The following is a 12,729-nucleotide window of genomic DNA, read 5'->3' as shown; positions in this document are numbered from 1 at the left end:
TCGGCCGGCCTGCCGCGAACCGAGTTGACCCACGCGAGGACCCGGCTGCCGATGCCGTCGATCAGCTCCGGGCGCGACGCGACGGCCTGGGCCAGCAGCAGCAACGCCACGAAGCCGCCGAGGGTGAACAGCAACGAGAACGGGTTGTTCTTCGCGCCCAGCAGGAAGGCGCCGCCCAGGCCGAGCAAAGCCAACCCGACCGCCTGCAGCACGCCCGACATCACCAGCTGCCACGACGCCACCACCGTCGAGGCGCCCCAGAGCCGCTGCTGGCGGAACAGGAAGGTCGCTGACAGCACGGGCCCGCCGGGCATCGTGGTGCTCAGCGAATTGGCGGCGTAGAAGGCCGCCTCGGACCGCAACTGCTTGACATGCACGCCCGCCGACCTGAGCAACGTGCGCTGGATCTGGGCGAAGCTGTGCATCGACGCGGCCGCCGCCACCACCGAGGCGAGCAGCCACCACCAGTTCGCCTCGTACAGGCTCATCCAGGCCTTGGCCAGCTGATCCCAGCCCAGCGAAACCTCGACGGCGAGCACGATCGCTACCGCGCCCAGGATCACCCAGCGCGCCCACCAGTACTTCCCGCGCGGGGTCTCGCCCACGCAAGAAGGCGGGAGCACCTCCCGCGGGGGTGTGGTTTTATCGGCGGGTGCGTCGTGCGGCACGTGATTTAGGGTAACGGTGCAGGTGGCGCCGCGATCGCTGCGCATCGCCTACCGTGTCCCGGACGTTCCGGGGTCGTAACCGGATCGTGCCGACGGTGATGGCTCCGGGCGACGCGCAGAGGCGCGCGGACACAGCCGGGACACGTTTGACGGCGCCCCGCTGCGGATAGGCTGGCCCAATGTCAGCAAACGTCGACGATGCCTCGGTCGAACCCCTTGTCCGCAAGACCGCCGCCTGGGCCTGGCGTTTGCTCGTCATCCTGATCGCCGTGGTCGCCCTGCTGTGGGTGGTGCAGAAGCTGGAAGTCATCGTCGTTCCGGTGCTGGTGGCGCTGCTGCTGAGCGCGCTGCTGGTGCCGGTGGTGGACTGGCTGGACAAACGCGGCATGCCCCGCGGTGGCGCGGTGGCGCTGGTGTTGCTGGGTGGCTTCGCCATCCTGGGGGGCATCCTGGCGTTCGTCATCCTGCAGTTCATCGACGGCCTGCCCGGCCTGACCGAACAGGTGACCCACAGCATCGAGTCGACGCGCCGCTGGCTGATCCACGGGCCCGCGCACCTGCGCAACGAACAGATCGACAGCGCGGGCAACGCCGCCATCGAGGCGCTGCACAACAATCAGGCGAAGCTGACCAGCGGCGCGCTGTCGACCGCGGCCACCGTCACCGAGCTCGTCACGGCGGCGGTGCTGGTGCTGTTCACGCTGATCTTCTTCCTCTACGGGGGCCGCAACATCTGGCAGTACGTCGTGCAGATCGTCCCGTCGCACGTGCGGCACCGGGTGCACGAGGCCGGCAACGCCGGGTACGGATCGCTGATCGGATACGTGCGGGCCACCAATTCCGCGCCGCAGACCCCCCACCGGCCACCGGCCACCGGTCCGGCGGCACCGCCGTCCGGCGATCAGACGCGGGCCATTCCGGTGCCCGGCAACCGTTCCGAGGACGGTGACGCCGCCGAACCCACCACCGCCCTGCCGAAAATGCGGTCGGAAGGCTCGGGCCCGAATGACCCGAACGCGGCCAGCGAGCAGGTGAACGCGCACGAGCAGAACGAAAACGGCGACCCGGCCCGGCAACGCCGACGCTCCGGCGGCGGACTGTCCGCGCAGGATCTGCTGCGCCGCGAGGGACGGCTGTAGCCGGTCACCCGGCCCAAGCGAAAAGTCTTGGGCCTCAGCCGGATGCGTTCTCGGGCTGGTCCGGTTCGGCCTGCAGGATCGCGCTCTGCTCGTCCGCTTCCTCGGTCTGTTTTTCGGCTTCCGCCTCTGGGTCCGGTGCCAGCAGCACGTGGATCGCGTTGTTGAGGAATGCGACCGTCGGGACCGCCAGCAGGGCGCCGACGATGCCGGCCAGCACGCCGCCGGTGGAGATGGCGAGCACCACCCCGAGCGGGTGAATCGAGACCGCGCGGCCCATCACCAGCGGTTGCAGCAGGTGCGCCTCGATCTGGTTGACGGCGATCAGCAGGCCCAGCGTGATCAGCGCGTAAACGATGCCCTTGGCCAGCAGCGCGACCACGACGGCCACCAGGCCCGAGACCAGGGCACCGACCAGCGGGATGAATGCGCCAAGGAACACGACCGATGCCAGCGGCAGCGCGAGGGGGATGCCCATGATCGCCAGACCGGTGCCGACACCGGCCGCGTCGGTCAGCGCCACCAGGAAGGTGGCCCGCACGTATCCGATCAGCGATCCGTACCCGGCGTTGCCGGCCTCGTGCACCCGGTGCCGCACGTGCGACGGGACGATCTGCACGACGTACTGCCAGATGTTGCGGCGCGGAATTGGTGGCGGGGCGGGGGTCGGCCGGCCGGTCACGGCCGGGTGCGCCAGGGCCGCCCTGCGCGGAGAAACGGTGGGTCTGAGCCTCGGTCGGCTGGTTGGGCCGCGCCGGGGTCCGTGTCGCGCTCGCGGCTGGGTCCTGCGCGGGCCGCGGATCGGCGGGCGCCGGGCGGGCGGGGCGCGACGGCTCCGGCGCCGCCGGGTGGGTGGGGTCGTGCGGCGGGCGCGGTGCCGCGGCGACCAGGCTGGCCGCCACGGGCGGGCGCGCGGGCCGGCCGTTGAGCGTGGGCCGCTTGCGCTCGTCGGGCAGGTCGATCTCACCCAGCCCGATCTTGTTCTGCAGGCGCCGGGCCCAGCGCGGCGCCCACCAGCAGTCGTCGCCGAGCAGCTTCATCACCGACGGCACCAGGAACATCCGCACGATGGTGGCGTCGAGCAGCAGCGCCGCCATCAGGCCGAAGGCCAGATACTTCATCAACACCAAATCGGAAAACACGAACGAACTGGCGACCACGGCCAGCACCAGGGCGGCGGCCGTGATCAGGCGCCCGGTGGTCGCGGTGCCGATCCGGATGGCCTCGGCGGTGGACATACCGCGTTCGCGCGCCTCGACCATCCGCGAGACGAGGAACACCTCGTAGTCGGTGGCCAGCCCGAAGCCGACGGCGACGACCAACGCGATCACCACCACCATCAGCGGCGTCGGCGTGAAATTCAGCACCCCGGACAGGTGACCGTCGACGAAAATCCACGTCAGGATGCCCATCGTCGACCCCAGCGTGAGCGCGCTCATCAGCACCGCCTTGATCGGCAGCACCACCGAGCCGAACGCCAGGAACATCAGCAGCAGCGTCGCGCCCAGCAGCAGCACCAGCATCAGCGGCGCCTTGGCGAACAGGCTGTGGATGCTGTCCTGCTCGAGTGCCGGCGTGCCGCCGACATACAGGTTCAGGCCCTTCGGCGGGTTCACCGCCCGCAGTTCAGCGATCTTCTTTTCGGCGTCATTCTTGTTGAGCAGGCCGTTCTGGATCACCCGCACCGAGCCGTCCTTGGGCACCGTGGTCCCGTTCGGGCCGGCGACGCAGGGGTTCCCGGCGATGGTCGGACACGGCCGTTCCTGCCAGGTCTTGTCGGTGAAACCGCCGATCGAGGAAATCCGGTTGCGGATGTCGGCGACCTGCTGGTCGGTCACCTTGCTGTGGTTGTCGCTCTGGATCACCACGGTCAGCTGCTCGGTGCGGTAGCCGGGGAACTGCTTGTCGAAGTGCTCCTGCGCCAGGCGCACGGGGTTGTCGGGCGGCAGGTACTTCTCGCTCATCCCGCCGAACGACAGGTTGCCCAGCGGGATGACCAGCAGGATCATGCCGACCGCGATCGGGATGGCGAACGCCAGCGGCTTTTTCATCACCCAGTTGACCAGCTTGCCCCAGAAGCCGGCCTCGACCTCTTCGCGCGTCTTGGTCTTCTGCAGCCGGTCGGCCAGCCAGTTCAGATAGGCCCGCGAGTACTTCCAGTTCCGCAGGAACGGCACCCGGAACGCGGTCCGCACGCCCAGCGCGTCGACGTGGCGGCCGAGGATGCCCAGGCAGGCCGGCAGGAAGGTGATCGACAGCAAGGCGGCGAGACCCACCGCGGCGAAGATCGCGTAGGTCAACGAGTGCACGAAGCCCTGCGGAAGCACCAGCAGGCTGGCGCTTGAGGCGATGATCAGCACCGCGGAGAAGGTCACGGTGCGCCCGGCCGTCATCACGGTTCTTCGCACCGCGGCCTCGGTGTCGTAGCCCTCGGCGATCTCCTCCCGGAACCGGCTCACCACGAATAGCCCGTAGTCGATCGCGATGCCCAGGCCGATCAGGGACACCACCGGCTGGGCGAAATAGTGCACGGGCCCGAACACGGCGACCAGCCGCAGGATGCCCAGCGAGCCGGCGATGCTCAGGCCGCCCACGATGGCCGGCAGGCCGGCGGCGACCGCGCCGCCGAAGACGAGGAACAGGACCACCGCCACCATCGGCACCGCGAGGACCTCCATGCGGCGCTGGTCGGTGGCGATGGTGCCCGTCAGGGCGTTGGCGATCGGCTCGAGACCGGCGAGTTGCACGGTGCCGCCGTTGAGCTTCTGCAGATCCGGGGCGATGGCCTTGTAGTTGTTGAGGATGCTGTCGTCGTCGTCACCCTTCAGCGGGATGGACACGAAGGTGTGCTTCCTGTCCTCGCTCACCATCCCCTTGATCACCGGGTTGGTGCTGTCGGGCGCCGCAAGCCAGCCGGCCCACCCGACGACCTGGTCGGGGTGATCGGTCTTGAACTTGTTGAGCTCGGCGACGAGCTTGTCCCGCCACGCCGCGTCATCGACCGTTTTTCCGTTGGGAGCGGTGAAGGTGGCCACCACGTGGCTGGTGCGGTCGCGGCCGTAGGTCTGGTCGCCCAGCACCGACGCCTTCACCGATTGGCTGCCGTCGTCGTAGAAGCCGCTCTGTGTAACATGCTTGCCCAGGCTGATTCCGAAGACGCCACCCAGCAGACACAGAGCTACCGTGACCCCGATCACGATGTACCGATACCGGTACACAGTTCGACCCCACCAGGCGAACACGCAAGCTCCTTACTGGATCGTTAACGACCCGCGCGGCATCTTTCGGTTTTTCAAGCCAGTGTCACACACGCGCGGTCAACAGCGCGGACAGCGGCCGGAACGGCTGCAGCCACGCTCCCTGGTCAGGCAGCGAATCTAGGCCGATCCGCGGCAACGGTTCCCGGAAGACACCAGCGATATCCTCCAGATCAACGAAGTCCAAGGTATCCGACGCTAGCGCCCAACTCGCATGTTCGCGAAATCCGATCACCTGGACGCTGACCCCGGTTCGGGCGATGTCCTCCAGCGGGTGGCGAAAAGCCTGACCGTCCGCGGAGGCCACCACCAGCGCCGCCAACCCCTCGGTGCGCCGCAGTTCGATGTGGGCCAGCATGTCGCGGTCGACGTCGCTGTCCTCGTCGATCTTCGGCTTGGCGAACACCGCGAACCCCACGTTACGGAGCGCGTCCACCCAGGGCCGGACGACGTCGGCGCTGCCCGGCGCGATGTTGGTGAAGACGGTGGCCTCGGGTTCCACCACGACGCCGGGGCGGGTGGCGCTGACCTCGGCCGTGCGCGCCAACAACCAGCGTCCCAGGGCGTCGAACCGCGGGCGCTCGAGAGCCGTCGGGCGCCTGCCCAGGATGGAGCCCAGGCCCATGTCGAGGTTGGGAGCGTCCCACACCAGCAACACCCGTCCCCCCGGGGGAGGGAAGTCGCCCAACGCGTCGCCGGTCAGCACCGCCGGCGGCGCGACGGGTTCGGCCCCCGCCGCGGTCTCTTCGGTCAGGCTCATGGTCATCGCCTACTCATCGTCTAAGCCAAATGAACTCGGTGACGGCGCTGCCCGCTTCTTGAGCCTTCGTCTCGTACTTGGTGGTCGGGCGCGTGACCGAGATCGCCAGCGCATCGTCGGGATCGACCGGGCGCAGCCGGGGTTCGCCCGCGCCGACCTCGGCAATGTGCTCGGCGTAGCCGGCGTGGTCCGTCGCAACGTGCAGGACACCACCAGGGAGTAGCCGGTCGGCTATCAAGCCAATCGTGCCCGGCTGTAGGAACCTGCGTTTGTGGTGCCGCGCCTTCGGCCACGGGTCGGGGAAGAAGACGCGCACCCCGGTCAGCGACGCCGGCGCGATGAGGCGTTGCAGGACGTCGACCGCGTTGCCGCGGATCAGCCGGATGTTGCTCACCTTGTCGCGGTCGATCGCGCACAGCAGCTGCGCCAGCCCACGCCGGTAGACCTCCACCGCGACCACGTCGATGCCGGGCTCCTCCTTGGCCATCGCCAGCGTGGATGTGCCGCTGCCGCAACCGATTTCGAGCACCACCGGCGCCTGGCGCCCGAACCACGCGCGGGTATCCAGCGGGGGTTCGGGGTTTTCGGGTTCGTCGGCCGCGGCGCCTATCGACAGGCCGAGCTCGGGCCACCGGCGTTCCCAGGTCTGGCGCTGGGCATCGGACAGGGCCGCTCGCCGGGCGCGGAACGCCGTGGCGGGGAGGTAGCGCTGGTCGGGGCGGTCCGAGTTCCCCGAGGGCGTGTCAGCAGACATCGCCACCCCGCGCTGCGCATGCATTTGTCCATGGTGGCCTATAAGCCTCGGATGTAGCCGCCCCTGGTCCGGATTGATACCTAACAGTTGCCTTGAGACCGGGCTCCTGCTGTATAGGTGGGGAGAAACAAGCGGTTGTCGGCTAGCGTGAGCACGACACTATTTGGTACTGAGTCGGGGGAGGAGCGGCCCGCTCACCGGTCACTGGCGCCCTCCTTTCCTCGGCTGAGTTGCTTCGGCCCTGCATGCCTACCCCTGCGCCTCGGCACGTCGAAGCGCATTTGTCGGTGGGCCCCCTTATCGTGAAGTTCGTGAGGCTCGCTGGTGTGGCGCTGTGAGTGACGACAGCAAAGGTGTGCGGGCGAAGCTCACCACCTATAAGACCGTCCTCTACGGGTTGGTCATCCTCGGGGCTGGATTCGGTGCAATGTGGCTCTCGAATATCAGCTGGTTCACGCGTCATTCCGCTCTTCAGACCACGGTAAATCAGCTCGGGGGGTTGCTGATCACCATCGGTGGCCTGGCCATCCTTTGGGACCTCCGCGGCAAGAGGGACATCATGGAGGAGGTGCTTGAGAAAGTAAGGATTGAGTCCGACGTCAGCACCGCCGGCATCGACCGGGTGACAATGAAGTACCTCGATGGCATTAACTGGGATGATCTATTCCGGAATGCAAGAAATATATCTGTTTTCATTTCTTACGGCAGCAGTTGGCGGAAGTACAACTGGACGAGGCTTGAAAATTTCGCTGCAACGAAGGGTAACCGTCTGCGGCTCTTTCTACCCGACCCCGATGATGACATGACGATGTCAGTCCTTGCGAAGCGCTATGATTACTCGCCAGATAAGGTCCGAACTGCCGTTCGCGAGGCAGCGGAAGAATTTGCGAAGTTGGGCATATCTAGCGAAGCGGATATCCGGATTTATTACCGGGCCGGAGATCCGACTTTTACTTGTTATCACTTCGACGACAAAGTGCTCGTGACGTTCTATTCCAACAAGCGCGCACGCGGCGATGTGCCGACAATCCTTGTAGGACAAGGCACGTTGCGTGACTTCTTCGTGCAAGAACTTGCCGCGATCGAAAACCAAAGTAGATCAGTCCCATTGGACGGTCTTGTGGGAGGTAAATAATGATTCGTCACATTCAGGAAATCGACCTGGTCGCCGGCGATATTTCTGCAGATTTCGAAAGTGCTGTAAGAGATACAGGACTGGTGGCGTGGGACATCGAAACCAGTGGACTCGACTGGCGGCTTGAACGCATTGCCACCTGCCAGTTGCACGTGCCGAATGTGGGAACACAGGTAATTCGTATTGATGAGCGTCGGCCCGACAGGCTTCGAGAGTTGCTGATGTCCGAGCACGTCCTAAAAGTCTTTCACCACGCGCCCTTTGACTTGCGATTTATGCGATACCACTGGAAGGCCGATGCTCGAAGGGTCGCATGCACAAAAATCTTGTCGAAAATTGTACGGCCAGAGGCGGACAGTAGAGAACACAGCCTTAAGCCATTGGTAGATCGGTTCCTCGGGATTGTGTTAGACAAGAGCCAGCAGACGTCGAACTGGCTTTCGCCAGAATTAACGAGTGAGCAGCTGACCTACGCAGCACTAGACGTGAAGTACCTCGTCCCCCTCTTGGAAAAATTGATGGACGAAGCGCGCGCAAGTGGCGTCGCCGACATCGCGGAGCGGACATTCGAATACGTGCCAGTACGCGTGGAGACTGACATCCGTGGATGCGGCGACGTTTTTGCCTACTAGCTAGCCAAGTTGTGTCGGCCCATAGGCACAGACGTACGGACCTAACGAACAGTTACATAGCTGCCGCGACAAGGGCTACGCACACTACGAGGTGGGGGTGGGTTTGGGCCACCGCGAACCCCACCCCGACGACCGTGGTCTTCCGCGTTCTCGCCTGCACGCCGCGCCCAGGACTACGAGGACCAGCAGAGTCTTCATTCGAGGAGCCAGTTTTCGGATTGTTCGATGTCGCCTAGCTGTGAGTCGATCACCCCGAGTTCGGAGGCGATCTGCCGGAGCTCCGACGCGAGGGAACGTCTCCTGGCCGTGAGTTTGCCTCGCTCTTCCGCAAGGGCGTTGGAACAGCAGCTCCGTCTCCTGCGGCGAGAGCATGTCGCCGTGCGGCTCGGTTCCGGCCGGGTGCCGCAGCTTCGCGGCAGCGTGGGACGTGAGTGGGTCGGTGGTCATGGTTTTCCCTCTCGTCCGGGGCTGGCCCTCTCCGGCTCCGAATTTGGGGCTAAAGCGGGCAAACTATCGCGAGGCGACAAGCCCAAAAACGCTCGTCCCAGCAATCTCGAGAAGAAGAAGGCGCGGTCCGGTCGCGCCGGTGAAATCTGTGACTCGTCGGGGAGACTTTCCCCACGACGCCTTTTTCAGCGGATACCTTCACGCGATTCGAGCCCTAGACGGGGGCTGGTAAGTGGAAGGAAACCGCGAGGGCCGACAATATCTTCGGCTCCCAATTCACGGGCAAGCCTTCTGTCTCCCGCAAGGTCGCCGGCATTGCCGACGATTGGTGGGCGCAGCAGCAGGAGCCTGCGGAAGCCCCCATCGAGATCGTTGAGGAAGAGGCGCACGAAGCCGCGAAGGAGGACGCCCACGAGGTCGCCAAGTAAGCCGTCCAGGAGGAGTACCACGAGGCTTGCAAAGATGCCTACGACGAGTCTTACAAGGACACGTACGAAGACGCCTACAAAGATGGCTACGAACGGGCGTACGCCGTGGAAATCGGCAAGCGGTGGCGGGGATAGTTTTCAGCGGGTGCACGCCCCGCACAGCGCTAAAGTGCCGTTAGCCCGAACGACGGCAAGGGGATGTGAGTGTTCGCGCCACTGAGAATCTTGAGGGTCGAGTTGGTGGACCAAAGCTGGAAGACTTACCGCGTTCAAAACCACGGCCATCCGGAGAAGTTTCCCGTCAGGGTCTGGTTCACGCGACCGCTCGACCCTTACGAGCGGAACCAGCTGGTAGAGCACGGGATAGAAATCGAGATTCCCGACAGGGACCCTATGCAGGGCATCATCGAAACCACATCCCAGTTCTTTGGTCAAGTGATCGAGACCTTGAATGCTGAACTTCCCGGAGTGGAAAAGGATGCCGAGCAGGCTAGAGCCGCAGCGCTAGCAGAAGACGAACATCTCGCGGCACTAGTTCAGCAGATCAACCTCAGAATCAATCCGCAGTAAGCGGCGCTTTCCTGAAGCGGCCGGGGGGCGAGGTCGTCGCGGAACCGACCCCGATACTGTCCAGCGATAGGACCGGCCGCTTGGTCGCCCGGCATGCCGGGATCGTCGATCGCTCCGCGAATCGCGAGCAGCATGTGAAACCGGGCCTGCTGCTCGAGTAGCCGTACGATTTTTCCATGCCCTGAGCTGCTGCGGGTCGTCCGGCTCCAAAGCCCTTGGCATCAGACGGGATAGCAGCAGTTCGATCCGCAACACGTACACTTGTCTGGCCGACTCGCTGAAGACCTCCAGGGCCGGAGTCCGCCGCGAGCGGCCGAGTGCTTGGTCCATAACCCTCCGGGAGGGCTGGATCTGCCGATGCTGCGCGATATCCATGATGGTCAAGCCCGACAGCAACAGCCGGAGTCATGGGTGACGTCCTCTCGGAACGGGGCCGGTCCGGCGCCGAAAACCGGTTGAAAATGTCCTAGCGCGATGATTTATAGGCCTCTATATCGAAACGATATGGTCTCGTTTTACCTGGTCACAGGTGGTTAACAATCCACAGGTCTATAACCCAACAGTTGCCTTGACCTGGTAACTGATTAACAGTGGCTCGCTTCTTCGTGACGCGGGTGCCACCATTCGGTGGGACCGCTCGGCCTCGGCGCAGCACGCAGTAGTTTCGACGCGGCCGGGACGCTGGTCATCCGGACCGAACAGGCGGGATATGAGGGGACAAGGACACCAGACTTTCGTCGGCGAGCTGGCGCGGTTTGCCGCCGGCCAGGTCGACCCACGCGTGGCGGCGATCGTGCAGCGCACCGCCGCACCGCTGCGCGTGGTTGTGGGCGGCCGCCGGGGGGTCGGCTGCCGCACCGTGCGCCGCGCGCTGGACGGCGCGGGACGCGCGGCGGGCATCGCGGTGGTGGACCCCGAGACCGATGGCGAGGCGGACGTGCTGGTCCGCGTGCTCGCGGAGGTGGTCAAGCCCGAGGACACCCAGGCGATCGGCCAGGCCGCAGCGGCCGGTCGCCCGGTGCTGGCGGTGCTGAACAAGGCCGATCTGGCGGGCTCGCTGTCCGGCCGGGGTGACGGGCCCGTCGCGGCGGCGCGCGCGAGGTGCACCGAGCTCTCGGCGCGCGTCGGCGTGCCGATGGAGCCGATGACCGGGCTGCTTGCGCTCACCGCGCTCGACGACCTGGACAGCACCCTGTGGACGGCGTTGTCGGCGCTCGCCGCCCACCCCGGCGCCACCGCCTGCTTCGAGGGCTCCTTCGCCGGATTCTTGGGCGCCGACGTTCCGGTGCCGACCGACGTGCGCCACCGCCTGCTGGAGACCCTCGACCTGTTCGGCACCGCGCTGGCGGTCGCCGCCTTCCGGCAGGGCCGGACCCCGGCCCAGGTGCTGACCCTGCTGCACCGGATGAGCGGCGTCGACGGCGTGCTGGCCAGGATCGGCGTGCTGGGCGCCGCGGCGCGCTATCAGCGGGTGCGCGACGCCGTCACCGAACTCGAGGCGCTGGCCGCCGGGGGCGGCGCGCTGGGCGAGCGCATCAGCGGGTTCCTGTCCCGCGACGACACCGTGGTCGCGCGGATGGCGGCCGCCGTGGACCTGGCCGAGGCGGCCGGGCTCGACCCGGGCGGCCACCCGGGTCGCGGCGCTCGTCGTGATCCGGCCGCGCACCTGCCGCGGGCGGTGCGCTGGCAGCGCTACAGCCGCGCCTCGGCCAGCGAATTGCATCGCGCGTGCGGCGCGGACATCGCCCGGGGATCGCTGCGGTTGTGGTCCCAGGCCTGCGCCTCGTTGCCGGGGGATTCCTGGTGAGCGGCGACGCGAGCGACGATCCCGTCGCCGCGGTGGACGCACTGGTGGCGGCCGCCGGGCCGGGGCTGGACCCGCCGGCCATTCAGCGCCGCGACGCCGTGCTGGTGACCGGCCCCTGGCTGGCCGGGGTCACCGCGGTCGCCGATGCGCTGCGCAAGCGGCTCCCGCAGCACACGTTCGTCGAGTCGGCGGATCTGGGCCCGGGCGAGGTGCCGATCGCGGTGGTGTTCGTCGTGTCCGCGGCGGCAAACCTGGCACCGTCCGACTGCGCGCTGCTGGACGCCGCGACCGAGCACACCGACGCGATCGTCGGGGTGGTGTCCAAGATCGACGTGCACCTGAACTGGCGGGACATCGTCGCCGCGAACTGCGACGCGTTGGGGACGCATGCGGCGCGTTACGCCCGGGCGCCCTGGGTGGGCGCGGCGGCCCTGCCCGACCTGGGCGACCCAGACGTCGACGACCTGGTCGCGGCCGTCTCTGCGCAGCTCGACGACCCCGATCTGGCACGGCGAAACAGGTTGCGGGCGTGGGAATCCCGGCTGGAGACGATGGCGCGGCGGTTCGACCGCGAGGTCGAGGGGTCCGGCCGGCGGGCCCGGGTCGAGGCGCTGCGCGAAGAGCGCAGCACCGCCCTGCAACAGCGGCGCCAGGCCAAAAGCGAGCGCACCATCACGCTGCGCGGTCATATCCAGCAGGCCCGGGTGGCGCTGTCGCACTCCGCGCGCAACCGGTGCGCGTCGGTGCGCACCGAACTGCAGGAACACGCGGCGGGTTTGTCGCGACGCAACATGCCGGGCTTCGAGACGGACGCCTACGAGGCGCTGGAGGAGGTGGTCGCCGAGGTCAGCCGCGACACCGACCTGAAGCTCGCCGAGGTGGCGCAGGCGGTGCACGTGCCGATGGAACTGCCGCCGCTCGAGCAGCTGCCCACGGTCGATGCGGCGCCCCCGCCGCTGAAATCGCGCCGGCAGGAAACCTGGCTGATGGTGGTGCTGGGCGTCGGGTTCGGACTCGGGGTGGCGCTGACCTTGAGCCGGCTGATGAGCGGCGTGGCCTCGCGGCTGAACCCGGCGCTGGCCGTCGTCGCGGCCCTGGCGTGCGTGGCGATCTCGCTGGCGCTCACCTACATGGT

Annotated in this window: 8 protein-coding genes and 3 pseudogenes; 6 read left to right on the top strand and 5 right to left on the bottom strand. The window is 66.8% G+C overall.

The annotated features are described in order from the left end of the window. Nucleotides 1-668 (bottom strand): lysylphosphatidylglycerol synthase domain-containing protein (locus A5659_RS02760; RefSeq protein WP_369829352.1); only part of this gene is annotated, 668 nt, incomplete at its 3' end. A 179-nt stretch (nt 669-847) separates the two neighbouring features. On the opposite strand from A5659_RS02760, the pseudogene A5659_RS02755 reads away from it, so the two are divergent. After that, nucleotides 848-1,504 (top strand): annotated as a pseudogene (locus A5659_RS02755) (AI-2E family transporter); the annotation flags it as partial. A 337-nt stretch (nt 1,505-1,841) separates the two neighbouring features. On the opposite strand, the pseudogene A5659_RS02750 reads toward A5659_RS02755, so the two are convergent. The 4 genes and pseudogenes from A5659_RS02750 to trmB all read right to left on the bottom strand — a co-directional run. Next, nucleotides 1,842-2,444 (bottom strand): annotated as a pseudogene (locus A5659_RS02750) (AI-2E family transporter); the annotation flags it as partial. A 3-nt stretch (nt 2,445-2,447) separates the two neighbouring features. Beyond that, nucleotides 2,448-5,046 (bottom strand): annotated as a pseudogene (locus tag A5659_RS26660) (MMPL family transporter); the annotation flags it as partial. A gap of 61 nt (nt 5,047-5,107) precedes the next feature. Next, the gene (locus tag A5659_RS02725) at nt 5,108-5,821 is read right to left on the bottom strand and encodes an NYN domain-containing protein (RefSeq protein WP_066866063.1); all 714 of its coding nucleotides are present in this window, start codon (nt 5,819-5,821) and stop codon (nt 5,108-5,110) included. A 13-nt stretch (nt 5,822-5,834) separates the two neighbouring features. After that, entirely contained in the window at nt 5,835-6,617 is a 783-nt protein-coding gene (gene trmB, locus A5659_RS02720) for a tRNA (guanosine(46)-N7)-methyltransferase TrmB (protein ID WP_197497893.1), read from the bottom strand. A 292-nt stretch (nt 6,618-6,909) separates the two neighbouring features. Here trmB and A5659_RS02715 point away from each other — a divergent pair, with 292 nt between their 5' ends. From A5659_RS02715 to A5659_RS02695, 5 genes are all read left to right on the top strand, one after another. Next, nucleotides 6,910-7,710, top strand: a complete 801-nt coding sequence (locus A5659_RS02715; RefSeq protein WP_067179197.1) for a hypothetical protein — start codon at nt 6,910-6,912, stop codon at nt 7,708-7,710. Next, nucleotides 7,710-8,342 (top strand): ribonuclease D, encoded by a 633-nt coding sequence (locus A5659_RS02710; protein WP_067179195.1) that lies wholly within the window; start codon nt 7,710-7,712, stop codon nt 8,340-8,342. Before A5659_RS02715 ends, A5659_RS02710 begins: the two co-directional genes overlap by 1 nt. Nucleotides 8,343-9,457: 1,115 nt before the next feature. Next, entirely contained in the window at nt 9,458-9,787 is a 330-nt protein-coding gene (locus tag A5659_RS02705) for a hypothetical protein (RefSeq protein ID WP_156748778.1), read from the top strand. Nucleotides 9,788-10,496: 709 nt separating this feature from the next. Continuing rightward, nucleotides 10,497-11,594, top strand: a complete 1,098-nt coding sequence (locus tag A5659_RS02700; protein WP_067179191.1) for a hypothetical protein — start codon at nt 10,497-10,499, stop codon at nt 11,592-11,594. Continuing rightward, nucleotides 11,591-12,729, top strand: a 1,139-nt coding sequence (locus A5659_RS02695; protein ID WP_197497892.1) for a hypothetical protein, incomplete at its 3' end; no start/stop codon positions are given. The genes A5659_RS02700 and A5659_RS02695, both read left to right, overlap by 4 nt.

Source organism: Mycobacterium sp. 1165196.3, from assembly GCF_001673415.1.
GTDB classification, from domain to species: domain Bacteria; phylum Actinomycetota; class Actinomycetes; order Mycobacteriales; family Mycobacteriaceae; genus Mycobacterium; species Mycobacterium europaeum_A.
The sequence above is the reverse complement of the archived record's forward strand: the minus strand, read 5'-3'. Positions and strand labels throughout refer to the sequence as shown.